The 23,927-nt window shown below is 52.1% G+C and carries 24 protein-coding genes; 4 read left to right on the plus strand and 20 right to left on the minus strand.

Annotated elements, in window-relative coordinates:
• Positions 1-48 precede the first annotated feature (48 nt).
• From HUO07_RS02465 to HUO07_RS02490, 6 genes are all read right to left on the minus strand, one after another.
• Entirely contained in the window at positions 49-822 is a 774-nt protein-coding gene (locus HUO07_RS02465) for an ABC transporter permease subunit (RefSeq protein WP_176302236.1), read from the minus strand.
• Positions 815-1,777, minus strand: coding sequence for an ABC transporter ATP-binding protein (locus tag HUO07_RS02470; protein ID WP_176302237.1), 963 nt, complete (start codon positions 1,775-1,777; stop codon positions 815-817). The genes HUO07_RS02465 and HUO07_RS02470 overlap by 8 nt, the downstream gene beginning before the upstream one ends.
• Entirely contained in the window at positions 1,774-2,973 is a 1,200-nt protein-coding gene (locus tag HUO07_RS02475; protein ID WP_176302238.1) for an ABC transporter permease, read from the minus strand. The genes HUO07_RS02470 and HUO07_RS02475 overlap by 4 nt, the downstream gene beginning before the upstream one ends.
• 27 nt (positions 2,974-3,000) lie before the next feature.
• Positions 3,001-3,927, minus strand: coding sequence for a glycine betaine ABC transporter substrate-binding protein OsmF (osmF, locus tag HUO07_RS02480; protein ID WP_176302239.1), 927 nt, complete (start codon positions 3,925-3,927; stop codon positions 3,001-3,003).
• Between the two features lie 66 nt (positions 3,928-3,993).
• The gene (gene cysS / locus HUO07_RS02485) at positions 3,994-5,388 is read right to left on the minus strand and encodes a cysteine--tRNA ligase (RefSeq protein WP_176302240.1); all 1,395 of its coding nucleotides are present in this window, start codon (positions 5,386-5,388) and stop codon (positions 3,994-3,996) included.
• 26 nt (positions 5,389-5,414) lie between these two features.
• Positions 5,415-7,094, minus strand: coding sequence for a glutamine--tRNA ligase/YqeY domain fusion protein (locus HUO07_RS02490; protein ID WP_176302241.1), 1,680 nt, complete (start codon positions 7,092-7,094; stop codon positions 5,415-5,417).
• Between the two features lie 61 nt (positions 7,095-7,155).
• On the opposite strand from HUO07_RS02490, the gene HUO07_RS21995 reads away from it, so the two are divergent.
• From HUO07_RS21995 to HUO07_RS02500, 3 genes are read left to right on the plus strand one after another with little or no spacing between them, the layout of a single operon-like run.
• A complete protein-coding gene (locus tag HUO07_RS21995; protein ID WP_008956874.1) occupies positions 7,156-7,278 on the plus strand; it encodes a hypothetical protein in 123 nt (40 codons plus the stop codon).
• Positions 7,250-7,750, plus strand: coding sequence for a peptidylprolyl isomerase (locus HUO07_RS02495; protein ID WP_101147024.1), 501 nt, complete (start codon positions 7,250-7,252; stop codon positions 7,748-7,750). The genes HUO07_RS21995 and HUO07_RS02495 overlap by 29 nt, the downstream gene beginning before the upstream one ends.
• A gap of 13 nt (positions 7,751-7,763) precedes the next feature.
• Positions 7,764-8,537 carry a UDP-2,3-diacylglucosamine diphosphatase gene (locus HUO07_RS02500; RefSeq protein WP_101147025.1) on the plus strand — a complete coding sequence of 258 codons (774 nt, stop codon included), beginning with the start codon at positions 7,764-7,766 and terminating at the stop codon, positions 8,535-8,537.
• A gap of 66 nt (positions 8,538-8,603) precedes the next feature.
• On the opposite strand, the gene HUO07_RS02505 is transcribed toward HUO07_RS02500, so the two are convergent.
• The 8 genes from HUO07_RS02505 to HUO07_RS02540 form a co-directional block, all read right to left on the minus strand.
• Positions 8,604-10,424 carry a SurA N-terminal domain-containing protein gene (locus tag HUO07_RS02505; RefSeq protein ID WP_176302242.1) on the minus strand — a complete coding sequence of 607 codons (1,821 nt, stop codon included), beginning with the start codon at positions 10,422-10,424 and terminating at the stop codon, positions 8,604-8,606.
• A 126-nt stretch (positions 10,425-10,550) separates the two neighbouring features.
• A complete protein-coding gene (locus HUO07_RS02510; RefSeq protein ID WP_007114333.1) occupies positions 10,551-10,823 on the minus strand; it encodes an HU family DNA-binding protein in 273 nt (90 codons plus the stop codon).
• A gap of 197 nt (positions 10,824-11,020) precedes the next feature.
• A complete protein-coding gene (lon, locus tag HUO07_RS02515) occupies positions 11,021-13,432 on the minus strand; it encodes an endopeptidase La (protein WP_176302243.1) in 2,412 nt (803 codons plus the stop codon).
• Positions 13,433-13,679: 247 nt separating this feature from the next.
• Positions 13,680-14,960, minus strand: a complete 1,281-nt coding sequence (gene clpX, locus HUO07_RS02520) for an ATP-dependent Clp protease ATP-binding subunit ClpX (protein WP_176302244.1) — start codon at positions 14,958-14,960, stop codon at positions 13,680-13,682.
• A 74-nt stretch (positions 14,961-15,034) separates the two neighbouring features.
• Entirely contained in the window at positions 15,035-15,652 is a 618-nt protein-coding gene (gene clpP / locus HUO07_RS02525; protein WP_101147029.1) for an ATP-dependent Clp endopeptidase proteolytic subunit ClpP, read from the minus strand.
• Positions 15,653-15,720: 68 nt separating this feature from the next.
• Positions 15,721-17,073, minus strand: a complete 1,353-nt coding sequence (gene tig, locus HUO07_RS02530; RefSeq protein WP_176302245.1) for a trigger factor — start codon at positions 17,071-17,073, stop codon at positions 15,721-15,723.
• A 259-nt stretch (positions 17,074-17,332) separates the two neighbouring features.
• Entirely contained in the window at positions 17,333-17,710 is a 378-nt protein-coding gene (locus HUO07_RS02535) for a hypothetical protein (RefSeq protein WP_176302246.1), read from the minus strand.
• Positions 17,711-17,713: 3 nt separating this feature from the next.
• Entirely contained in the window at positions 17,714-18,178 is a 465-nt protein-coding gene (locus HUO07_RS02540; protein ID WP_101147032.1) for a flavodoxin, read from the minus strand.
• Between the two features lie 141 nt (positions 18,179-18,319).
• Between HUO07_RS02540 and HUO07_RS02545 the strand changes: the two genes are divergently transcribed.
• Positions 18,320-18,526 carry a DUF2788 domain-containing protein gene (locus HUO07_RS02545; protein WP_008956864.1) on the plus strand — a complete coding sequence of 69 codons (207 nt, stop codon included), beginning with the start codon at positions 18,320-18,322 and terminating at the stop codon, positions 18,524-18,526.
• A 148-nt stretch (positions 18,527-18,674) separates the two neighbouring features.
• Here HUO07_RS02545 and HUO07_RS02550 read toward each other — a convergent pair whose 3' ends face one another.
• From HUO07_RS02550 to infC, 6 genes are all read right to left on the minus strand, one after another.
• Positions 18,675-18,974: an integration host factor subunit alpha gene (locus HUO07_RS02550; protein ID WP_035579533.1), complete on the minus strand. Its 300-nt coding sequence runs from the start codon at positions 18,972-18,974 to the stop codon at positions 18,675-18,677.
• Positions 18,975-19,102: 128 nt separating this feature from the next.
• The gene (gene pheT / locus HUO07_RS02555) at positions 19,103-21,484 is read right to left on the minus strand and encodes a phenylalanine--tRNA ligase subunit beta (RefSeq protein ID WP_176302247.1); all 2,382 of its coding nucleotides are present in this window, start codon (positions 21,482-21,484) and stop codon (positions 19,103-19,105) included.
• A 26-nt stretch (positions 21,485-21,510) separates the two neighbouring features.
• Positions 21,511-22,530, minus strand: coding sequence for a phenylalanine--tRNA ligase subunit alpha (pheS, locus tag HUO07_RS02560; protein ID WP_176302248.1), 1,020 nt, complete (start codon positions 22,528-22,530; stop codon positions 21,511-21,513).
• Between the two features lie 159 nt (positions 22,531-22,689).
• On the minus strand, positions 22,690-23,043 hold the full coding sequence (gene rplT, locus HUO07_RS02565; protein ID WP_007114344.1) for a 50S ribosomal protein L20: 354 nt from the start codon (positions 23,041-23,043) through the stop codon (positions 22,690-22,692).
• A gap of 64 nt (positions 23,044-23,107) precedes the next feature.
• Complete coding sequence (gene rpmI, locus HUO07_RS02570) at positions 23,108-23,302, minus strand: 50S ribosomal protein L35 (RefSeq protein WP_007114345.1); 195 nt, start codon at positions 23,300-23,302, stop codon at positions 23,108-23,110.
• An 82-nt stretch (positions 23,303-23,384) separates the two neighbouring features.
• Complete coding sequence (gene infC / locus HUO07_RS02575; RefSeq protein ID WP_008957470.1) at positions 23,385-23,876, minus strand: translation initiation factor IF-3; 492 nt, start codon at positions 23,874-23,876, stop codon at positions 23,385-23,387.
• Positions 23,877-23,927: the final 51 nt, after the last annotated feature.

Here is a 23,927-nt window from a genome sequence, read left to right on the forward strand (position 1 = left end):
TACAACTACTGCGACAGTAACGCAGCACAAGAACTTTAGGGATACAACTTAAGCCGCAGAGAGACGAGAACGCAGTGGTTGTTGCAGCACTTCAAATAGGCTGTCGACCGTCAATGCCAATAGTGCAATGGTCAACGCCCCCTGAACGACATAGGCCATATTGCCGTTAACGATGCCGGAGATAATCGGGTCGCCAAGGTTACTGGCCCCAACAGTCGCCCCCAGAGCAGCCGTGGCGATATTAATGGTGACGGAGGTGCGAATGCCCGCCAGGATGACCGGGGCCGCCAACGGCAGCTCGACATACCGCAATGTCTGAGTCGGCGTCATGCCCATGGCGTGTGCGGCGGTCTTTATGTCGATATCAACCTCCTGCAGTCCGGCAAGCGTATTACGCACGATGGGCAGCATGCCATACAGCATCAAGGCGACAATGATGGGCAAAGTACCAAATCCGAGCACAGGTACCGCCAGCGCCAGCACGGCCACCGGCGGAAAGGTTTGTCCCAGCGAGGCCAACTGGCCGACCAGCGGCAAAAAATCGCTGCCACGCTCGCGAGTCACCACAATGCCAGCTGAGACGCCTACGACAACGGTCACAAGCGCCGCTATGCCCACCACAAGGAGATGGCGGCCCAGCAGCACATAGAAATCAGCCCGGTCATAAATCACCTGCCTGGCATCAGGTTCTATCCAGCGAAAAAGTGGCTCGGCAGCAGACATGGCCACAACGCTGAGCAGCAGCAGTGTTCCCCACATCAGTGGCCAAAGCCACAGCAGGGCTCTTTTACGTGGCTGCGCGATACTCAGCGAATTACTCACGCGCACTTCCTTTATCCAGTTGTGCTTCCTTGATGATCCTGCGCAGCGATAGCTCGCCAATGGGGACATCGTGCTGATCGACAACCGTAAGCCTATCGCTATGGTCGCGCAGCATCATGGAAAGCGCTTGACGCAGTGAGAAATCTGCGGGTATGCGCGACTGGGCGGGTAGAGTCGGTCCCATGGAGGTCATGTGGTCTTTAACGCGGGTTAAAGCAGCCTGTTTGAGCCCCCGTTCAAGCCCTCCCAACAGTGACTCGACAAACGAGTCGGCTGGCTGTTGCAGCAGCGCCAGCGGAGAGCCCTGCTGCACGATTCGTCCTTCGCGCATCACTACCAGGTGATCCGCGAGTTTGAGGGCTTCATCCATGTCATGGGTCACGAAGACCACCGTTTTGTGCAGCCGCGCCTGTATTTTGGCCAGCTCATCCTGCAGCTTTTCACGGGTAATCGGATCAAGGGCGCCGAAAGGTTCGTCCATAAGCAAAATATCAGGGTCGGCGGCCAATGCCCTTGCCACCCCAACTCGCTGCGCCTGCCCACCTGAAAGCTGGTGAGGATATTTATGCGCAAACTCCCCGACAGGCAAGCCTAGCAAGTCCATCAACTCTTCGACCCGTCCCTGGACATCGGCGGCTGACCACTTCAATAAACGCGGTACCAAACCAATATTGCGCGCCACGTTCCAGTGAGGGAACAAACCGGTGTGCTGAATGACATAACCAATCCGGCGGCGTAGTTTTACCGGGTCATACACCTCAATGGCTTGGCCATCCAGAATAATGTCACCCTCGCTATGCTCGATTAAGCGATTGATCATGCGCAGGGTGGTGGATTTACCGCAGCCGGAGGTGCCGACCAGCGCACAAAACTTGCCCTTCGGCACACGCAGTGAAATATCATCCACCGCGGTTTCTTCACCAAATCGCTTTGAGACATGGGAAAGCTCAATCATCGTGTTCCTCCGGGGCGCAGTGCTTCTGCCAGGGCGCCCAAGCCCGCATCCACGACCAGAGCCAGCATTAAAATAGGCAATGCGCCGAGCAGAACCATGTCCATGGCTGCTTGACCCAGGCCCTGAAAAATAAAGGTGCCAAGCCCACCCGCCCCGATCAAAGCGGCTACGGCAGTGAGACCAATGGCCTGAACCGTGGTAATACGCACCCCTTCAAGTAGCACCGGCAGCGCCAGCGGTAGCCGCACCTGCCAAAAACGCTGGCCAGCACGCATTCCCATCCCCTTGGCGGCTTCCAGGGTATCGGGGCTTACTTCTTCAAGAGCGATATAGGTGTTACGCACCATGGGGAGCAGGCTATAGGCAATCAGTGCGATCAAGGCAGGCATCGTACCGATCCCGCTGACGCCAAGCCGGCCTAGCAATGGTACGTTTGCGGCAAGCCAAGCAAGCGGCGCCAGTAGCAGGCCAAACAAGGCAAGACTGGGAATGGTTTGTAGAAAATTGAGTACTGCGAAAGCGCCTTTCTGCAGCCGTGCATAGCGGCGCATCAGCATCGCTAGTACTAAGCCAACCACCACGCTAATACTGACGGCAGCCCCAACCAGCGTCACGTGCTGACCAATAGCTCTCAGAAACTGCCGATCACGCGCCTTAAACTCCTGCACCAGGGCAAGGCTATCCAGCCACAAAGTTGCACACAGCCACCACACCAACGCCACGCCACATAACAGTAGCGTGGGCCAGAGACGAGTGAGCTTTAAGCGTAAGCGTATTTCAATTAAGCACAGTAGTAATACAAACAGCACTACCCAATACGTTGCCCCCAGGCCCAAACGCGCCTGGGGCAGTTCAGGATCAATCAGTAAATAGCTGCTGGCAATTAACCCCACGGGCATGAGTGCCATCAAGGTCATTACTGCCGCTAACAGAGCGCGATAGTGCCGGTGACTCGGTTGCCACGCTAATATGCCAATGAAACTGAGCAGTAATGTGGCTAATAGCGCGCCGGGCCAGCCTAAGGCCTCAAGCGCGCCGTAGCTCGTTCCCTGAACAATCCGGTTGGGAGCCATGCTAACCACGTCCAAACCCCAGAATGCGGCCAGCATGATAAGACTGAGGCTAACAAGCACAGTGTTAGGGTGCCGCCCATCCCAACGAAGCCGAGGGGTGGGCAATGCATCCAATAACGACATTAATTAGTTATCCCAGGCATAAACACATTAATCAGCTAGCGTATCCAGATAGTCGCTGGCCACTTGGGTTGGTGACAGCCCGTTAACGGCAACATCTGCATTTAGCGTTTGGAGAGTGACCAGATCAAGGGTGGCAAAGACCTCGTTGAGCAGCGCTTCCATTTCGGGATACGTTTCCAGCACGCTTTCACGCACCACGGGGGCAGGCTGGTATACGGGCTGCACACCTTTAGTATCTTCCAGTACGACCAGACCCAGTGCACTTAAGCCACCGTCGGTGCCATAAGTCATGGCGGCGTTAACGCCACTGGTTTGCTGGGCGGCGGCACGCATGGTGGCAGCAGTATTGCCACCCGACAGCACTAGCAGTTGCTCATCGCTCAATTCAAAACCGTAGGCTTCCTGAAACGCAGGTAACGCCTGTGCGGATTCCACAAATTCAGCGCTGGCGGCGAATTTGAACTCCCCCCCTTCCGCCAGATAGGCCGCGAGGTCTTCTAAACTGACCAATTCATTTTCAGTGGCTACGTCTTCGCGGACACTCATTGCCCAGGTGTTGTTAGCGCTAGCTGGCTGCAGCCAGACCAAGTCTTGTTCCGCGTCACGCTCTTTAACGGTTTCAAACGCTTGATCCGCATCGTTCCACACTGGACTGTCGGCCATATCAAAAAAGAAGGCACCATTGCCCGTGTACTCAGGGTACACATCAATTTCGCCAGCTTCTAATGCCGACCGCACAACACTAGTACCACCAAGCTGCAAGCGGTTTTCGGTAGCAATATCGTTGCGTTCCAAGGTCTGAATGATCAGCTCACCCAACACCGACCCTTCCGTGTCGATCTTGGAGGACACCACTACCGGCTCATTGGCGCTGGCCTGGGAAAGGGAAATAACGGATACGGCGCAAGCAACGATTAGGGGCTTAGCAATGATAGGATTAGCTGAAAAGCGCATCTTGGAATTCCTTTTGAAGTGGGCTTTTTTACTGAGGCTCTTATGAAGTATAAGAGCCATCAGCGTTTAAGGTGCTTCTAACACCCAAGAAGTACCTTCGCGTGAGTCTTTAAGAATAATCCCCAGGGCTGCGAGCTCATCGCGAACCGCATCCGCCTGAGCGAAGTCCTTATTCGCTTTCGCCTCAATACGTTGAGCAATTTTCGCTTCAATCTCGCTTTCACTAAGCGGCATACCCTGTTGCTGCGTGCCTTTCAGGAAAATTTGCGGCGCCTGCTGAAGCAGCCCCAAAATAGCCCCTAGCTGCTTGAGCTCGCCCCCAAGCCTAGCGGCCTCGTCGGGCTGCTCCTGCTTGGCGCGATTGACTTCACGCGCCAGCTCAAACATGACTGCCAACGCTTCAGGCGTGTTGAAGTCATCGTCCATGACCTGAGTAAAACGCTCTCGGTAAGGGGATGCTTCACTGCTGGCAATAGCGTCAGTGTCGACGCCTTCTAGCGCTGTGTATAAACGTGTCAGCGATTTGCGTGCTTCGGTCAGTGAGTCCACCGAATAGTTGATCGGGCTACGGTAGTGACTGGCCACCAGCAGAAAGCGCACCACTTCAGGGTCGTGTTCGGCCAGTACATCGCGAATGGTGAAGAAGTTGCCCAGAGATTTGGACATCTTCTCCTTGTTCACCCGCACTGCCCCAGCGTGCATCCAGGTTTTGACGTAGGTCTTGCCGGTGGCCGCTTCGCTTTGCGCAATCTCATTTTCATGATGCGGAAAGGTTAGATCCGGCCCGCCACCGTGAATATCGAAGGTATCACCCAAGCAGCAGGTCGACATCGCCGAGCACTCGATGTGCCAGCCGGGACGCCCATTACCCCACGGCGACGACCAGTGGGCCTCACCCGGTTTTGCAGCCTTCCAAAGTACAAAGTCGAGTGGATCTTCTTTATGAACATCAACATCCACCCGAGCACCAGAGCGCATATCGTCTAGCTGGCGATTATTGAGCTTGCCGTAATTGGCAAACTTGCGTACACGGTAGTAAACATCGCCGTTATCGGCCGCATAGGCAAAGCCTTTTGCAATCAGCGTTTCAATCATTGCCACGATATCGTCGATATGACCGGTGGCGCGGGGCTCATGAGTCGGTGGCAAAACAAACAGACGCGCTTCATCTTCGTGCATGGCGGCAATCATGCGCTCGGTTAGCGCGGTGATGCTTTCACCATTTTCGTCAGCACGCTTCAGTATCTTGTCATCAATATCGGTAATGTTGCGCACATAGTTAACATCGTAGCCACGCTCACGCAGGTAGCGGGTGATGACGTCAAAGGCGACCATGACGCGGGCATGACCAAGATGGCAATAGTCATACACCGTCATGCCGCAGACATACATACTGACTTTTCCCGCTTCAAGCGGGGTGAAAAGTTCTTTGCGACGCGTCAGCGTATTGTAAATATGCATATGGCTATCCATGTTTTTCCTGGCCTTTAGCCCTTCTGCTTGATTTTTGCCCAGCTATCTTTTAATCCCACGGTGCGGTTAAACACTAAATGCTCTGGTGTGGAATCATGACGATCTGCACAGAAGTAACCAACGCGCTCGAACTGGAAGCGTGACTCGGGCGTGGCCTCCGCAAGGCTTGGCTCGCCAATTGCCTGACAAACGACCAGCGATTCCGGATTTAAGTGCTCTAGGAAGTCGACATCTTTGTCACGATCTGGCTGCTCAACGGTGAACAGGTTGTCATACAGGCGCACTTCCACCGGCACGCCGTGGGCAGCGCTTACCCAATGAATAACCCCTTTCACCTTGCGACCTTCAGGATTTTTGCCCAGCGTATCGAAATCCACTGAACAATGCAGCTCTCTGATGTCACCGGCCGCGTCCTTAATTACCTCGTCACAGCGAATCACATAGCTATTGCGTAGACGTACTTCTTTACCTGGCGCGAGGCGGAAGAACTTCTTAGGAGCATCTTCCATAAAGTCGTCTTGATCGATGTAAAGCTCCCGAGTAAAGGGCACCTTGCGCATCGTCATATCTTCACGTGCAGGATGCCCCGGCACTTCATACATCTCTTCGTGATCTTCCGGCACATTGGTGAGCACGACTTTCAGCGGCTTTAACACACACATGGCGCGCGGCGCATTGTCTTCAAGATCCGAGCGAATCGCGTGGGTCAACATGGCGATATCGACCAAGCCACCGTCGGCACGGGTGACGCCGATCATCTCGCAGAATTTGCGGATAGAGGCTGGTGTGTAGCCGCGGCGACGCATACCGGAGATCGTCGGCATCCGCGGATCATCCCATCCATCGACAATCTTTTCGTCTACCAACAGCTTCAACTTGCGCTTGGAGGTTAACGTGTAATCAAGATTGAGACGGGCAAATTCAATTTGGCGCGGCTTGGCGGGTACAGGAAGGTTGTTTAAAAACCACTCATACAGTGGGCGGTGATCTTCAAATTCCAGGGTACAGATCGAGTGCGTAACCCCTTCAATGGCATCCGACTGACCATGGGTGAAATCGTACGAGGGGTAGATTTTCCACTTATCGCCCGTTTGGTGATGGCTGGCATGTCGGATGCGGTAAAGGATGGGGTCGCGTAGGTTGATATTAGGTGACGCCATATCGATTTTAGCGCGCACGACCTTTTCACTTTCACCAAACTCGCCTTCGCGCATTCGCGCAAGCAGATCAAGGTTCTCTTCGGCGCTGCGCTCACGGTAAGGGCTAGGGGTACCCGGCGCCGTTAGTGTGCCGCGGTACTCGCGAATTTCATCCGGCGAAAGGTCGTCCACGTAGGCTTTTCCTTCTCGCATCAAGTGCTGCGCCCAGGCATAGAGTTGGTCGAAGTAGTCGGAAGCAAAACGCACAGGACCTGCCCATTCAAAGCCTAGCCAAGTGACATCCTCTTTGATGGCATCGATGTATGCCTGTTCTTCTTTCGCCGGATTGGTATCATCAAAACGTAGATGACATTCGCCACCCATTTGCTCCGCCAGCCCGAAATTGAGACAGATCGACTTTGCATGGCCGATGTGCAAAAAGCCGTTGGGCTCGGGGGGAAAGCGTGTCACGATTTTAGTGACCTGGCCGCCCTCGATTTCGTCGCGTACTTGGTTGCGAATGAAGTTCGGCGCTGGGGTGGTCTCGTTGGTCATGGTGGTGTTGATAACCTCGTGGTGGATGGCGTACTGAGCCGTGAGAACATAGGATACTCCTATGGCACTTCGCGGTGCAGGGCAAAACCGTTATTATAACGTGACGCCGATGCACAGCGCCAAGGCGAACGCCTTTATTGAACAGGAATTTATCAATGATCGTATTACAGACGAACCACGGTGACATCACCATCGAGCTTAACCATGAAAAAGCGCCGATTAGCGCGGCGAATTTTGAGCAGTACGTTCGCGACGGATTTTATGACGGCACCCTATTTCATCGGGTGATTGACGGATTCATGGTCCAAGGCGGCGGTTTTGATAAAGACTTTGAGCAGAAGCCAACCCGTGACCCTATCGATAACGAAGCTGACAACGGCTTAAAAAACACTATCGGTACGCTAGCCATGGCTCGCACCCAAGACCCGCATTCTGCCACTGCGCAGTTTTTCATTAATGTGGGCGACAATAGCTTTCTGGATCACAGCGGTAAAAGTCTTCAAGGCTGGGGCTATGCGGTGTTTGGCGAAGTCGTTGGCGGTATGGAGGTGGTCAACGAGATTAAAAACGTGGCCACTACACGCCGTGGCATGCATGCCGATGTACCCGCTGAAGACGTGATCATCGAACGCGCTTATGTGAAGGAAGCGGAATGACACTGGGAGCTTTATGCGCACATTGCTTGTTGCCGACCTGCATCTAAGTAGCGACACCCCTGAGATTAATCAGGGGTTTTACCGCTACCTAGAACATACTGCCCCAGGAGCCGATGCTCTTTATATTCTGGGCGACCTTTTTGATGCCTGGATGGGTGATGACCTTCTGGATGCCACGGACCATCCGCTCAGCATTGTGGCTCAAGAGGTTATCAAGCGGTTGCACAAGCTTAGCAGTGACGGTACCACTGTTTATTTGATGCATGGCAACCGTGACTTTTTACTCGGCGAGCGCTTTGTTAACGCTTGCCAGGCGATGCTGCTATCTGACATTGAGGAAGTCGAGATTCAGGGGGTGCCCGTGGTACTTCTTCATGGCGATAGTTTATGCACCCAAGATGAAGCCTACATGGCTTTCCGTCAGCAGTCGCGCAACCCAGAGTGGCAAACTCAGATATTGGCTCTACCGCTGGAACAACGTCTAGAGCTGGCCAAAAGCCTACGTATGCAGTCGGGCGAGGCTAACGCCAATAAAGCTGAGGCAATCATGGATGTGACACAGCAGGAAGTCATTTTGTTGATGGAGCGGTTTGGTGTTGCCACTATGATTCATGGTCACACTCACCGCCCCCACGTACATGACCTGACGGTTGAAGAAGTACCCGCCAAACGTTATGTGTTAGGTGATTGGGATAGCCAACGTGGCTGGGATATCGTGGTTGAGCGCTCAGATCACACCGCGCCAAGCTTGCGTCAGTTCTCTTTCACCGAATTACCTGACACCTAACCGCAGCTTACGGGTATAAAAAAAGCCGATCTCGCGATCGGCTTTTTTGGGCTTGCTTAAAAGATTCTACCGCTCTATGTCTGCGTCACTGCGCAAATCATCAATCAATCCCTGCAGGATCGATTGAGCACGCAGTTGTTCTGCCATTTGTGAGACAAACGTTTCCATCTGCTCATCAATTTCACCGTCAGTAACGCTATCCAACGCTACAATGGCAACGCCTTGAGGCAGTTCAACGGCATGATAAACGCTCTCACCCTCATCAGGCCGTGGCATGCGGAAAGCTTCTTGAACAATGGTTTGAGGTACGGTGGTATCGGCTTGGCGACTAACGTTGTTAGCTTCGAGCCAATTGATATCCAACTCCTCACCTGCCTGCAGTTCTGAAATCAGTGATTGCGCCTCTTCACGCAATGCTTGCTGCTGCTGCTCAGCGGCGACGGATATTTCGACCTCCTCGCGGACCTCATCCAGAGGCAGTAACGTTGCATCGCGCTGTTCAGCAACACGCAGCACCATCCGACGATCTTGGTCTAACTCGATAACTTCACTGTTATAACCCTCTTCCAGCACGTCGTTGCTGAACGCCGCTGACATCACACCAGGCTCGGATAAAACGCCTTCAACTTCATCATCACGGGCAAGCCAATCGCTCTCATTAAGGGTAAGACCAATGCTTTCAGCAACGCTTTGCAGGTCATCAGCAGCGAAGCTTTCATCAATTAGCTGCTGAACTCGCTGATTAAATTCATCATCAACATCGTTCAGCGCCACTTCCCGCGCCAACTCATCGCGCTGTTCTTCAAATGTTGGGCCTTGAATGTCCGTCACCTGAATAATGTGAAAAGCATTATCCAGTTCAACCGGCTGGGATACATCACCCTCTTCTAAAGAGAATGCTGCTTCATCAAAGCTATCCCCAAAGAAGCCACGGCTGATTACCCCAAGGTCCCCACCCTCTTCGGCACTGGCCGTATCATCAGAGTAGCGCAGAGCGGTATCGGCAAACGATTCACCGCTATTCAACGCTTGCCTGGCTGTTTCAGCCCTTTCCTGAGCTTCATCACGAGTACGTTCGTCACCAAAGGTGATCATGATATGGGAGATTTGGCGGTCAGCGTCACGATTCTGTTCGCGCCATGCATCGCGTAGCGCCTCTTCATCAACATCGCGGCCTTCTGCCATTGCCTGACGATCAACTATCACATACTCAAGACGCACCTGCTCTGGGCGCTCGTAGCGCTCTTGGTGGGCATCATAATAGGCTTTTAGGTCGTCTTCACTGATATTGACATCAGCCTCGACGTCGTCACCATCTAGCACCACATAGCGCAAGCTCCGCTCCTGGCGCTGCAACTCTGCCAGACGCTCTTGCTCATTGGGCAAGCTAAAATCGCTGAAGGCGAGGCCCTGCTGTAAATGCTGCCGCTGGATATCGACGCGCAATTCTTCACGAAAAGATAATGGCGTATAGCCTGCGCCCGCTAAGCGGTTACGAAAAACTTCAGCAGAAAAACGACCATCCTGATCATGGAACTCAGGCAGACTGACAATCAGTTGATCAAGTTGCTCTTCTGAAACAGCGAAACCACCCTCTTCTGCGTACTGGGATAACAGTTCCTGGGTGATGAGCTGGTCAAGCATGTCGCTGCGTAGGGCTCGCTCTTGTTCAGGCGGCACCTGTCCTGAGCGTAAAGCGCGCTGCACACCGAGCTCAACCTGCTGACGCATGATTGGCTGCCCGTTGACACTGGCTACTTCGTCTGGATCGCTGCCAAAAAGCCCAAACAGTGATTCAATCCCGAAAAGCGCCATGGCCGCAACCATAACACCGATAATAATTTTGGCACCCCAGCTCCTGGAGCCATCTCGAATACTTTGCAGCATGCTAGCCTCAGATAGTCACAGCCAAATACATCGACCCACTAAATCCTAACAAATAGGGGGCCAGAAAATAACATGGGCGCATCGCCTATGCGATGCGCCCATTAGGTTACAGCAAACGCGGTCAAATTAGTTGACGGCGTCTTTCAGCGCTTTACCTGCTTTGAAGCTGGGTACTTTGGCGGCACTGATCTGGATTGGCTGTCCCGTTTGCGGGTTGCGGCCAGTTCGTGCAGCACGTTCTTTGATCGCGAAGGTACCAAAGCCTACTAGTGATACGCTTTCGCCCTTCTTAAGGCTATCGGTGACAGACTCCACCATGGCATCCAATGCGCGGGTTGCCGCTGCTTTCGGGATATCTGCAGACGCGGCAATGGCTTCAATCAGCTCGGACTTATTCACTCTTCACCCCTTGACTGTTTCAAAAAATGGCTCTGAACGGCATGGTCACCGATAGGTACAACGATCAAAGCATAGCTGCGTTTTATAGCAACGCCTTGAAACACCTGTCAAGCAACCATGCTGTGAGATACCCGCCACACAAAGCAGTGGGCATAAAATATTAAGTAAAATTAAAGACCAAAGAGGGCTTTAACAGCTTAATGGGTACTAGCAACTACGGTATTACTATACGATGCGTCGGTGCTTTTCAACGGTGCACCTTCTTCTACGTTATCAGCTAGCGCTACGGCTAAGACATCATCTATCCAACGTACCGGACGAATATCAAGTGCACCTTTGATATTGTCAGGTACTTCCTTGAGATCACGACGGTTTTCCTCAGGAATTAGCACTGTCTTTATACCACCGCGGCGGGCTGCCAGCAATTTCTCCTTCAGACCGCCGATGGGCAACACTTCACCGCGCAGATTAACCTCACCGGTCATTGCCACGTCACAACGTACCGCCCGCTGCGTGTAAGCGGAAACAATAGCGGTCACCATGGCAATACCCGCACTGGGGCCATCCTTAGGCGTAGCTCCTTCGGGTACGTGGATATGCAGATCCTCTTTTTCGAACCGCTCAGGATCAATTCCATACGCTTGCGCTCTAGCTCTAACCACGGTGTGTGCAGCGCTTACCGACTCTTTCATGACATCGCCGAGCGAGCCAGTTTTGTTAATTCGCCCCTTACCCGGCGTAACCACTGACTCAATATTAAGCAATTCGCCACCGACCGATGTCCAGGCAAGCCCAGTGACTCGGCCAATTTGATCTTCTTGCTCAGCCAGACCGTAACTATAGCGACGCACCCCTGCATAGTGCTCTATCTGTTCAGCCGTTAAGCTCTGACCATCTTGATCAGATGTAGGGTCACGCTCATTTTCAAGGCGTTCACGTAGCACTTTACGCGACACTTTGGCGATCTGACGTTCAAGCTCACGCACACCTGCTTCACGAGTGTAATAGCGAATAAGCTCTAAAAGTGCGCTATCTTCCAGCGTTAACTCATCGCTCTTCAAACCGTTTGCTGCTAACTGCTTGGGCAACAAGTACCGCTTAGCGATGGCCAGTTTTTCATCTTCCGTGTAACCCGGCAGACGAATAATCTCCATACGGTCTAGAAGCGCGCTAGGAATATTCATCGAATTAGCCGTACAGATGAATAGTGTTTCTGAAAGATCGTAATCGAGCTCCAGATAGTGATCGCTAAAGCTGTTATTTTGCTCAGGATCAAGCACTTCAAGTAACGCAGAGGCAGGATCGCCGCGATGATCCATGCCAAGCTTGTCGACCTCATCAAGCAAGAACAGGGGATTTTTAACCCCAGCACGGCTCATCCGCTGCATCAATTTACCGGGCAGCGACCCGATATAGGTGCGGCGATGGCCGCGAATTTCTGACTCATCGCGAACGCCACCTAGGGCCAAACGCACATACTTACGATTGGTGGCACGGGCGATAGATTGGCCGAGAGAGGTTTTACCCACCCCAGGCGGGCCCACTAAACATAATACAGGCCCTTTCATCTTGCGCACCCGCTTCTGCACGGCAAGATACTCTAGGATGCGCGCTTTTACCTCTTCGAGGCCGTAATGATCTTCATCCAGCACTTGCTGAGCTTTGACGAGATCATGCTTCACACGTGTGCGCTTCTTCCAGGGCACCGCGACTAGCCAATCCAGATAAGATCGCACAACGGTTGCTTCAGCGGAATTTGAAGCCATCATTTTGAGCTTGTTAAGCTCTTGCGTGGCTTTCTCAGATGCCTCTTTGGGCATACCGGACTCTTTAATCGCCAGCTCGTACTTTTCAGCCTCGTTGGGCACATTATCCAGTTCACCCATTTCCTTCTGGATGGCTTTCATCTGCTCATTGAGATAGTACTCGCGCTGGGTTTTCTCCATCTGCTCTTTAACCCGCGAGCGGATGCGCTTCTCCACTTGCAACAGATCGATTTCAGACTCAATCAGCGCCATCAGGTGCTCAATACGATCGCGCACACGATCCATCTCAAGCAATTCCTGCTTATCACCAATCTTCAGCGACAGATGAGCACAAATGGTGTCCACCAAGCGGCTTGGGTCTTCAATCCCTGATAACGAGTTAAGTACCTCGTTAGGGACTTTCTTAGACAGCTTGACGTACTGTTCAAACTGATTGAGTAATACGCGAACCAGTGCTTCTTGTTCACGACTGGTAAGCGGCTCACTCTCTCGGGGTGTTAAGTGTGCCTGCGTGTAGCCAGCTTCATTCTCATCGACACTTAGTACATCCGCTCGAAAATTACCCTCAATGAGTACTTTAACCGTGCCATCAGGAAGCTTGAGCAGCTGCATAATGTCAGCCACGGTACCCATAGAATAAAGATCAGCGTTATCCGGCTCATCCTGAGACGCTTCACGTTGAGCCACCAGCAATACACGCTTATCAGCCTCCATCGCTGCTTCAAGCGCCTGGATAGATTTTTCACGACCAACAAAAAGGGGTATTACCATTTGCGGATAAACGACTACATCGCGCAACGGTAAAAGGGGTAGACATTGTGTCTGTTCGGCGTTCTGCTGCATCGCAGACGTTCCTCGGCAAATCGGATGAGTACTTAAAAAAGAGTACTTGGAAAAGTACTGCGCAGTCGTCAGTAAGCGATTTTTAACCACATTAGCATTGAGCGGACTAGGCAGTAACACTTCACAACAAAGCTTTTCAACGGCAAAGCTCTTAAGCGACAGGGCTCTTCAACAACAAGGGGTCGCCTAAGCGACCCCTTGGTTTTAGCGCAAGCGGTTAAAGCTGGGCCGACTGGTCAACTAGCCACTAACCATCAGTGCCGTCGACTAGCGCTTCTTCTTGCTGAGAATAGATCAAAAGAGGCTCGCTCTCACCGGCAATCACTGAACCGTCAATAACAACTTTACTGACTCCTTCAAGCGATGGAATTTCGTACATGGTGTCAAGCAACACTGACTCTAGAATAGAGCGCAAGCCACGTGCGCCAGTCTTACGCTCCATCGCTTTTTCAGCCACAGCACGTAGCGCTTCATCCCTGAACTCAAGCGTTACATCTTCCATTTCAAACAGCTTAGCGTACTGTTTAACCAGGGAATTCTTAGGCTCGGTCAGAATCTGCACCAGTGCATCTTCGGTAAGCTCCATCAGCGTCGCGATGATAGGCAAACGCCCCACAAATTCTGGAATCAAGCCAAATTTCACCAGATCATCAGGCTCTACGTCAGCCAGCAGCTCACCCACCCCGCGGGAGGACTCCTTGCTTTTCACCGCTGCATTGAAGCCGATACCGCCCTTCTCAGCACGGTCACGAATAACTTTCTCCAGCCCCGCAAACGCACCGCCTACGATAAACAGAATATTGCCCGTATTAACTTGGACAAATTCCTGCTGGGGATGTTTGCGTCCACCTTGAGGTGGCACAGAAGCCGTTGTACCTTCAATAAGCTTCAGCAATGCTTGCTGGACGCCTTCACCCGAGACATCACGCGTAATTGAAGGGTTATCCGATTTGCGTGAAATCTTGTCGATTTCATCAATATAAACAATCCCGCGCTCGGCTTTCTCAACGTCGTAATCGCACTTTTGCAACAACTTCTGGATGATGTTTTCGACATCTTCACCGACATAGCCGGCTTCCGTCAGCGTGGTTGCATCCGCAATGGTAAAAGGTACATTCAGTAACCGTGCCATCGTCTCCGCTAACAGCGTTTTACCGCTACCAGTAGGGCCAATCAGCAGAATGTTTGATTTACCTAATTCTACATCGCCGTCGCGCACATCTGTCTTCAGACGCTTGTAGTGGTTATACACCGCTACAGAAAGCACCATTTTGGCGCGATCTTGTCCGATGACGTAGTCATCAAGCGTATGACGTATTTCGCGAGGCGTAGGTAAACGATCCTCATCGCTCTCGGCATCGGCTTCGAGAACTTCCTCGCGAATAATGTCATTACATAAGTCGACACACTCATCGCAGATATAAACGGACGGGCCCGCAATCAGCTTACGTACTTCGTTTTGATTCTTTCCACAAAACGAGCAGTAGAGCAGCTTGCCACCTTCGTCCTTGCCTTTGCCGTCGGCCATTCGCATACCTCTATCACTGCGGCGGCTTACGCCGCCGGAAAAGCTCGTTAGAAAAGCAGAATCCTATTACGCTATCAGGATGTAGGCCGCTTATCCAGCACTGCGTCAATCAAGCCATACGTTTTGGCTTTATTGGCGCTCATGAAATTATCCCGATCTGTATCACGCGAGACAGTTTCAATATCTTGACCCGTATGGTGGGCAAGGATTTGATTCAGCTTTTCGCGAATACCCAGAATTTCACGGGTATGAATCTCAATGTCAGATGCCTGGCCTTGGTAACCACCCAGCGGCTGGTGAATCATCACCCGTGAATTGGGTAGGCAGTAACGTTTGCCAGCAGCACCTGCCGTTAATAGCAGCGCACCCATACTGGCCGCTTGGCCAATACATACCGTAGACACGTCCGGCTTCACAAACTGCATAGTGTCGTAAATCGACATCCCCGCGGTAACCGAACCACCTGGCGAGTTAATATACAGGTGAATATCTTTATCTGGATTTTCTGACTCTAGAAACAGTAACTGAGCGACCACCAGATTAGCCATGTAGTCTTCTACAGGACCTACCAAAAAGATCACACGCTCTTTCAAAAGGCGTGAGTAAATGTCGTAGGCTCTTTCCCCCTTGGCGCTCTGCTCAACCACCATGGGCACTAAACCGCCGGCGTTTTGAATATCAAACTCACTCATTCAGGTGATTCCTTGCGTCCGGGAAGGGAAAGGCGCACCGACATAAAGGTGCGCCACGTTCCAGGGTGTTAGGCGCTAGCTTGCTCGCCTTCTTCAGCACCCTCATCTTGCTCAGCCTGCTGTTGCGCAGCGGCAAGGGCTTGCTGATAAGACATTTCAACGTCTTTAATGTTCGTTTGCTCAAGTAACTTAGCCACCGCCTTCTCTTCGAGAATGGCAGATTTCACCTGGGTTTTTAGCTGTTCGTTACCCATGTAGTAGCTAACCACTTCATCAGGATCTTGATACTGCTCAGCCAGCTCGGCTACTTTTGCCTTGATAGCATCATCGTCGGCATCAAGTTCGTTTGCCTTGATGACTTCTGCCAGTAACAAACCAACCTGAACTCGGCCTTTAGCCTGCTCTTCGAAAAGTTCATTGGGCAGCTGGCTAACATCAAAATCTTCGCCTAAACCAAACTGTTGAGCCGCCTGACGCTTCATGCCATCTGTTTCTTGCTGAACCAGTGCGCTCGGCACAGGAATTTCATTCACCTTTTTAAGCGCATCAAGTACTTGCTGCTTAACCCGGTTATCAACGGCTTGTGATGCTTCGCGGGTCATGTTCTTCTTGATTTCGGCGCGGAATTTTTCCTGATCGCCGCCTTCAACGCCAAAACGCTCGATAAACTCAGCGTCAACTTCGGGCAGTTTCTGGCTGCTGACTTTGTGAACCGTCACCTTGAAAGTGGCTTCTTTGCCAGCCAAGTGCTCAGCCTGGTAGTCATCAGGGAACGTGACGTTAAGGGTCTTCTCTTCGCCCGCTTTAGCACCAATTAACTGCTCTTCAAAACCTGGAATAAAGCTATTGGAGCCAATGACCAGTGTGTGACCTTCGGCACTACCGCCTTCGAAGGGTTCATCACCAATATAGCCCTGGAAGTCGATAGTGACTTGGTCACCATCAGCGGCGGCAGCATCAACTTCTTCCCATGAGGCATTTTGCTTACGCAGTGTATCGATCATCTCATCGACATCTGCATCGCTAACGGACACCACCGGGCGCTCTATATCAGTACCTTCAATTGAAGCCAGCTCTACCTGTGGGTAGATTTCCATTACTGCCACGAATTCAAGGTCTTTGCCTGATTCGTTAACGGAAGGTTCAATTTGCGGGAAGCCCGCCGGATTGAGGCCTTCATCAGTAATAGCGCGTACGTAACGCTCACGCATTACTTCGCTAACTACCTCGTTACGTACATCTTGGCCGTAGCGCTGCTGAACTACTGCCATTGGCACCCGGCCCTGGCGAAAACCATTCAAGCGAACATTCTTCGCGGTGTCTTTCAAGCGAGCACTAACGGCCTCGTCAATTTCGGCAGCCGGCACTTGAATAGTAATGCGGCGTTCGATCTGGGAGGTCGTCTCGACAGAAACTTGCATGAATTGTCCTCTAACGGCTGGGCGTTGTGTTGATTGCATGTAATAAGTTCAAGGGGGTAATTTTAAGAACCCCAACGCATAGTGGCAAGCGCCATGCTCGCAACATGGGGGCAGTGATGTTAAAAACAAGGGAATAAGCGAGCAATTAACCGCTTTAAGGCGTGTTTAGCTTCATTATTAGCCCCATGCTGCGTAATTTATACCATTCTACTGCTTTGTACGTCTTGCAGCGACTTTTTCAATCGCTGTACCAAAAACACTAGTGAGCTTGGTGCTCACCAGCCCACCATAGACCTACTGCGTGCATCAGTACGCCAAGCGTTGCACCATGGGAAATGAACATCTGCCAACTAATCCACTCCGTAAACAGCGCGTGCCAACCACCCATTACGACCATTCCTAGCAGTAACATAACGGCTAACCGTTTGCATAGTTGCGGCAAGCGGCGACGCGCCTCCACAGCCAATAAGCGCCACTGAATAATAGCCGCAAAAGCCACCAGTGCTAAGGCGAAGAAAATCAGCGTCTGGCGGGTTTCATGCCCGCCCGCCATGTAGCGAGGCAGGGTTGCCAGCATAACGACACATAAGCCCAGCGCAACGCTGATGCGCTCAGGTGAGGTGGGCGTTCGCTGCATCGCTCAAGCCACCTTTAACTGTTGATTAACGATCCACTCTTCCACCCAGGGCACAGCAGCATCGTCGGCCATAAAGGTCTCCATGGCGTCGATTTCTAGGCGCTCCCCTAAGCGAGTCGCGCCATAATCCGCCAGCAACTCGTCTAGCGCGCGGCCTGCGCCGCAAAAAGTATCGCCATACGAGCTATCACCGAGTGCAATGAGCCCGTAGCGAAGCGTGGTAAGCGCGGGACTTTGATCACGCAACTGCCGGACAAAGGGCACAAAACTGCCGGGAAAATCTCCACTGCCAGTGGTCGAGACACAAAACAGCGCCAAATCGGCATCACCACTGACAATATCATCGACAGATGGCTGCTCAACAACCTCTACAGCGTAACCGGCCTGTTCAAATAGGGGCTTCACTTGCTCTGCCACATCAAGGGCACCGCCGTACATGGTCCCCACCAAAATATTTAGCTTCGGCATCGTCACTCCCCTGTCAAAGTGTCACAGTGCCAACCCTCAAGTCGACAAATACCCGATGAATTTGCTCAAATATTAACATGGCTGGTTAGAATGAAACACAAAACGTCATGGCCAGCTCATTACCGTCAACCAGGAGTCACTATGCAGCAAACCTTTGAGACGTGGATCACCCCGATAATGATCGGGGGGTTAATTATATTTATGTGTTTTATTATCTGGGATTTGGCTAAAAAGTCCAACGCTGGCAAATTTGGCACCATCATGCTGTTTGTCGTGCTGGGAGCAGGCATGCTGGGTTACGTTATCAAGGTGGTGATTACGTGGTTAATAGAAGGTGGTGGCATGTAGTCGCAAGATACCCCTAATGACTTGAGACTCGACGCTATAACAAGAAAAGGAGCGCCCATAGGCACTCCTTGTAAAGGGCATGAGATGATCTAGTGTTGTGAACCTAAAGCTTATGAATCAGATGCCCATACGCCTAGAACCCAAAATGCTACTCACCGCCCACATAATGCTCTACCTGCTGTTTAAGCTTCTGCCCTGGGCGAAACGTGACTACCCGCCGGGCAGAAATCGGAATTTCTTCACCAGTTTTCGGGTTTCGTCCTGGCCGCTCGCGCTTATCACGCAGGTCAAAGTTACCAAACCCCGATAACTTCACCTGTTCGTTCTCACGAAGACAGGCTCGAATCTCTTCAAAAAAAGCTTCGACCATGGCCTTCGCTTCTCGCTTGGACAGGGCTAGCTCAGCATGTAAATGCTCAGCCAGTTCTGCTTTGGTCAACGCACCCATAAGGCTTCTCCTTATCCTTTAAGCAGATACAGCAACAATCACACTGTATCAACCGTACAGTAGCAAAACGCATTGCCAAGAACGTGATAAGCATCGTGGCGTGGCCTAATTAAACACTTAGATTTTTATTAGCCGCGCAGCTCCGCATCCAGCTTGACACGCACTTGTGTCACAATTGAATCGACCAACTGGTTGATTTCTTCGTCGTTTAGCGTGCGCGATGGATGCTGCCAGGTCAAGCCCAGCGCAATACTCTTATGTCCTTCGGCCACGCCTTTACCTGAATAGACATCGAATAGCTTGATATCCTGCAGATACTCCCCCGCTTGCTGCTTGGCGCAATCGAGCAATGCCTGCACAGGTGTCGACTCATTGAGTATAAACGCCAAATCACGGCGCACTTCAGGAAAGCGTGACAGCGGCTCAAACGCAGGAACTCGGCCTTGGCTAAGTGCATCTAAGCGCACCTCAAACAACACGGCATCCATTTTTAAGCCCAGCGTTGCTCGCACTTGTGGGTGCAGGGTACCAATCCAGCCTGCAGGCTCACCGTTATGCAACAGCTGAGCACTTTGACCAGGATGAAGCGCTGGGTGCTCAGCGGGCTCAAACCGCCAAGCGTCAGCTTCGCCACCCAAGGCGATGACGCTTTCTAGATCACCTTTAAGGTCATAAAAGTCGACGCGATCTTTAGCGCCACTCCACCCTTCCGCTTCACGCGGGCCACACACTAACGCACCCAGCATCGGCACCTGTGACAAAGCATCCAGCTCACCATTAAAGACTAGCCCGGTTTCAAATAAACGCACGCGGGTTTGCTGTCGATTGAGATTATATTCCATGGCGCGAACTAGGCCAGGAAACAAGCTGGCCCGCATCACCGACAAATCAGCCGAGATAGGATTAGCAAGCACAGGCGTTACTGCGTCTGGTAACAGCGTCGCTTGCAACTCAGGTGCTACAAAGCTGTAGGTGATCGCCTCTTGAAAGCCACGTGCGACCATCTGACGACGCAGCTGCGACTGAGTCAGCTTCGCCTCGTCCGAAGAGCGAAGCGCCAAGCGTGCTGCAGGACGACGTACCGGCAAATTATTATAGCCATGGATACGTGCCACCTCTTCGATTAGGTCCTCCTCAATGGCCAAATCAAATCGCCAAGTAGGCGCGGTGACAGCCCAATCGGCACCCTGGATGCTGACATCAAGCCCCAGACGCTGAAGAATATCGGTCACATCATCGCTATCTAGCGTCTTGGATAGCGCCTGCTCTAAACGGGCACTGCGCAATAAGATTGAGCGCTCTTCGGGCATATGCTTAACGCTTAGCGCTTCAACAACAGGCCCGGCTTGACCACCGCAAATATCAATGAGCAACTGTGTAGCCCGCTCGACGGCAATGGGCGTTAACTGTGGATCAACTCCACGCTCAAAACGGTGCGATGCATCAGTATGCAGACCGTAAGAACGCGCTTGGCCAGCAATAGCAAGCGGCGTAAAGAACGCAGATTCAAGGAAAATAGTCTGGGTGTTTTCGTTAACGCCTGAGTTTTCACCACCCATGACGCCTGCCATCGCTAGCGGGCCGGAATGGTCGGCAATGACCAGCGTTTCAGGGCGTAGCGACACCTCATGACCATCAAGTAGCGTTAAACGCTCACCCGGCGTGGCCATGCGAATAACCATGCCACCCTGAAGATTATCGCGGTCAAAAGCATGTAGCGGCTGGCCCAACTCAAGCATCACGTAGTTAGTGACATCTACGACAGGATCAATAGAACGTACGCCGCTACGACGCAGCCGCTCAACCATCCATAGAGGCGTCTCAGCCTTAACATTGACACCTTTAATAATCCGGCCCATATAGCGAGGGCATTGCTCTGGCGCCTCGACACTAACCGCAAAGCTATCGTCAATCTCAGTGGACACCGACGCTATTGCAGGACCGCTCACCGCCAGCCGATTAAGCACTCCCACTTCACGCGACAACCCTTTAATGCTTAAGCAATCACCACGATTGGGCGTCAGGTCAACCTCAATGGTCATGTCATTCAGGTGCATGAATTCTCTAAAATCAGCACCCACTGGAGCGACTGCCGACAACACCAGAATGCCTGGTGACGTCTCTTCTTCAAGCCCCAATTCAGATGCCGAACAAATCATACCCCGTGACTCAACGCCACGCAGTTTAGCTTTTTTGATTTTAAAGTCGCCCGGCAAGACACCGCCCACCTGGGCAAAGGGTACTTTCTGGCCAACATCGACATTAGGCGCCCCGCAGACAACCTGGACAGGCTCACCACTGCCATCATCAACGGTACACACATTGAGCTTATCTGCGCCAGGGTGCTTCTCTTTACTCAGCACCTCTGCCACCACCACTCCACTGAATTCGGCAGCAACTGCCTCAATAGCGTCTACTTCCAAGCCCGCCATGGTGATTTGGTCGGCCATGGCCTGTGTATCAAGCTGCGGCGAAACCCATTCACGCAACCACTGTTCTGAAAATTTCATCGTTGATCCTGTATTCGGCGGCGGTCTTAAGCGAATTGACGTAAAAAACGCAGATCGTTTTCAAAGAACAGGCGTAAATCGTTCACGCCGTAGCGCAGCATTGCCAAACGCTCAGCCCCCATTCCGAAGGCAAACCCCGTATAGCGCTCGGTATCAATGCCCGAGTGGCGGAAGACTTCAGGATGCACCATGCCGCACCCCATCACTTCCAACCAGCCACTATGGGAACATACACGACACCCCGCACCACTACACATCACACACTGAATATCGACCTCGGCAGATGGCTCAGTGAATGGAAAGTAGGAAGGACGGAAACGGACGGATAGGTCGTCACGTTCAAAAAATGCCTGCAGAAAGTCTTCGATCGTCCCTTTTAAATCAGCAAAGCTGATGCCCTCATCAACCAACAGCCCTTCCACTTGATGAAACATGGGCGTGTGGGTTAAATCCGAGTCGCTGCGATAAACACGCCCTGGACAAACAATACGAATGGGGGGCTCACTGCTTTTCATGGTGCGCACCTGCACCGGTGAGGTGTGAGTCCTCAACAGGCGCGTGGCATCAAAATAGAAGGTATCCGCCATGCCACGGGCAGGGTGGTGGGCAGGAATATTGAGCGCTTCAAAATTGTGATAATCGTCTTCAATTTCAGGCCCTACCGCCACATCATAACCAATACGCGTGAACAGTCCCTCTATACGCTCAAGCGTACGCGTCACCGGATGTAGACCACCCTCGGCCTGGCCACGCCCTGGCAACGTGACATCAATACTTTCAGCGGCCAAACGGGCATTGAGCGCAATACTTTCAAGTTGCGCGCGCTTAGTATCAATTTCTTCGGCCAGCGTTTGCTTGGCCTGATTAATACGTTCGCCCGCTGCAGGGCGCTCTTCTGCTGACAGCTTCCCCAGGCCTTTCAGTAAGGCAGTTACCTCACCTTTCTTACCTAGGTAGCGTACTCGTAATTCGTCTAGTGCAGCGACACTCTGCGCAGCCTGAATGGCGTCGCGAGCCTCAGATACCAGAGTAGGAAGGTGATCCATCCGTTTCACTCCGAATTAAGCGGTGTCCACCCCTAAGGATGGCGTGGCACGTTGAAGGTGACAAAAAAACAGGGGAAGAGCGGCTGCTCTTCCCCTGGATGGGTCACTCTGAAATGACCTCAGGTACATTGCATGGGCAATCACCCAATGCAAACTACCTTATTGGGCAGCCTTGGCCTTTTCCACGATGGCAGCAAATGCAGCCTTCTCGTGTACTGCCAAATCGGCCAATACTTTACGGTCGATTTCAATACCGGCTTTCTTGAGGCCACCAACAAAACGGCTGTAAGACATGCCGTTGACGCGTGCACCAGCGTTGATACGCTGAATCCATAGCGCACGGAACTGGCGCTTACGGTTGCGACGGTCACGATAAGCATACTGACCAGCTTTGATAACGGCTTGCTTGGCAACGCGGAAAACGCGTGAACGGGCACCGTAGTAACCTTTAGCAAGCTTCAATACTTTTTTATGGCGACGACGCGCTACTACGCCACGTTTAACTCGAGTCATAACACACTCCTGACTTTAAGGCTGAGGCGAAAAAATTTTGCACTCAGAAAAACGAAAACCCGACTTATAGATTCGGCAGCATACGCTGGATAAGCGCTTTATCAGACGCATGGATTTGCTTCATTCCACGCAGTTGACGCTTACGCTTGGTCGTTTTCTTGGTCAAGATGTGGCTACGGTGAGACTGCTTGTGCTTAAAGCCATTAGCAGTCTTCTTGAAGCGCTTGGCAGCGCCGCTGTTGCTTTTGATTTTCGGCATGAGGAAAACTCCGCTCGATATTTTTTAGAAAACCCAGGGCCGACCACCTGTTTAACGGTGGTCCGTTGACATCGCCGTTGGATCACTTCTTTTTCGGGGCAATAATCATGATCATCTGGCGCCCTTCCATTTTCGGGAAAGACTCTACCGCTCCGATCTCTTCCAGGTCTGCCGCAATCCTTTCCATCAGCTTACGACCGATGTCCTGGTGCGCCATTTCACGACCACGGAAGCGCAGTGTGACTTTGCCCTTGTCACCACCTTCCAAAAAGCGCGTCAGGTTTTTAAGCTTGACCTGATAATCGCCTTCGTCGGTGCCAGGACGGAATTTAACTTCCTTAACCTGGATTTGCTTCTGCTTCTTCTTTTGAGCCGCTTTCTGCTTCTTGGTCTCAAAAACGAACTTGCCGTAATCCATAATCTTACAGACAATGGGATCGGCATTCGAAATTTGCACGAGATCTAAGCTTTCTGATTCAGCACGCTCTAGCGCTTCGGTGGTGGGCACAACGCCCAACTGCTCACCGTCGCTACCAATAAGACGTACTTCTTCTTCGACAATTCGCTCGTTCATTGGTGGGCGTTTATCTGCTGGACGCCCTCGCTGGTTGCTTCTCTTGATCGT

Origin of the sequence: Vreelandella maris (assembly GCF_013371085.1) — a bacterium.
GTDB lineage: Bacteria > Pseudomonadota > Gammaproteobacteria > Pseudomonadales > Halomonadaceae > Vreelandella > Vreelandella maris.

Coding starts and splice junctions, on each gene's coding strand:
- HUO07_RS02470 (WP_176302237.1), bottom strand. CDS start 1,777: ATGATTGAGCTTTCCCATGTCTCAAAGCGATTTGGTGAAGAAACCGCG.
- HUO07_RS02475 (WP_176302238.1), bottom strand. CDS start 2,973: ATGTCGTTATTGGATGCATTGCCCACCCCTCGGCTTCGTTGGGATGGG.
- osmF (WP_176302239.1), bottom strand. CDS start 3,927: ATGCGCTTTTCAGCTAATCCTATCATTGCTAAGCCCCTAATCGTTGCT.
- cysS (WP_176302240.1), bottom strand. CDS start 5,388: ATGCATATTTACAATACGCTGACGCGTCGCAAAGAACTTTTCACCCCG.
- HUO07_RS02490 (WP_176302241.1), bottom strand. CDS start 7,094: ATGACCAACGAGACCACCCCAGCGCCGAACTTCATTCGCAACCAAGTA.
- HUO07_RS21995 (WP_008956874.1), top strand. CDS start 7,156: ATGGCACTTCGCGGTGCAGGGCAAAACCGTTATTATAACGTGACGCCG.
- HUO07_RS02495 (WP_101147024.1), top strand. CDS start 7,250: ATGATCGTATTACAGACGAACCACGGTGACATCACCATCGAGCTTAAC.
- HUO07_RS02500 (WP_101147025.1), top strand. CDS start 7,764: ATGCGCACATTGCTTGTTGCCGACCTGCATCTAAGTAGCGACACCCCT.
- HUO07_RS02505 (WP_176302242.1), bottom strand. CDS start 10,424: ATGCTGCAAAGTATTCGAGATGGCTCCAGGAGCTGGGGTGCCAAAATT.
- lon (WP_176302243.1), bottom strand. CDS start 13,432: ATGCAGCAGAACGCCGAACAGACACAATGTCTACCCCTTTTACCGTTG.
- clpX (WP_176302244.1), bottom strand. CDS start 14,960: ATGGCCGACGGCAAAGGCAAGGACGAAGGTGGCAAGCTGCTCTACTGC.
- clpP (WP_101147029.1), bottom strand. CDS start 15,652: ATGAGTGAGTTTGATATTCAAAACGCCGGCGGTTTAGTGCCCATGGTG.
- tig (WP_176302245.1), bottom strand. CDS start 17,073: ATGCAAGTTTCTGTCGAGACGACCTCCCAGATCGAACGCCGCATTACT.
- HUO07_RS02535 (WP_176302246.1), bottom strand. CDS start 17,710: ATGCAGCGAACGCCCACCTCACCTGAGCGCATCAGCGTTGCGCTGGGC.
- HUO07_RS02540 (WP_101147032.1), bottom strand. CDS start 18,178: ATGCCGAAGCTAAATATTTTGGTGGGGACCATGTACGGCGGTGCCCTT.
- HUO07_RS02545 (WP_008956864.1), top strand. CDS start 18,320: ATGCAGCAAACCTTTGAGACGTGGATCACCCCGATAATGATCGGGGGG.
- HUO07_RS02550 (WP_035579533.1), bottom strand. CDS start 18,974: ATGGGTGCGTTGACCAAAGCAGAACTGGCTGAGCATTTACATGCTGAG.
- pheT (WP_176302247.1), bottom strand. CDS start 21,484: ATGAAATTTTCAGAACAGTGGTTGCGTGAATGGGTTTCGCCGCAGCTT.
- pheS (WP_176302248.1), bottom strand. CDS start 22,530: ATGGATCACCTTCCTACTCTGGTATCTGAGGCTCGCGACGCCATTCAG.
- rplT (WP_007114344.1), bottom strand. CDS start 23,043: ATGACTCGAGTTAAACGTGGCGTAGTAGCGCGTCGTCGCCATAAAAAA.
- rpmI (WP_007114345.1), bottom strand. CDS start 23,302: ATGCCGAAAATCAAAAGCAACAGCGGCGCTGCCAAGCGCTTCAAGAAG.
- infC (WP_008957470.1), bottom strand. CDS start 23,876: ATGAACGAGCGAATTGTCGAAGAAGAAGTACGTCTTATTGGTAGCGAC.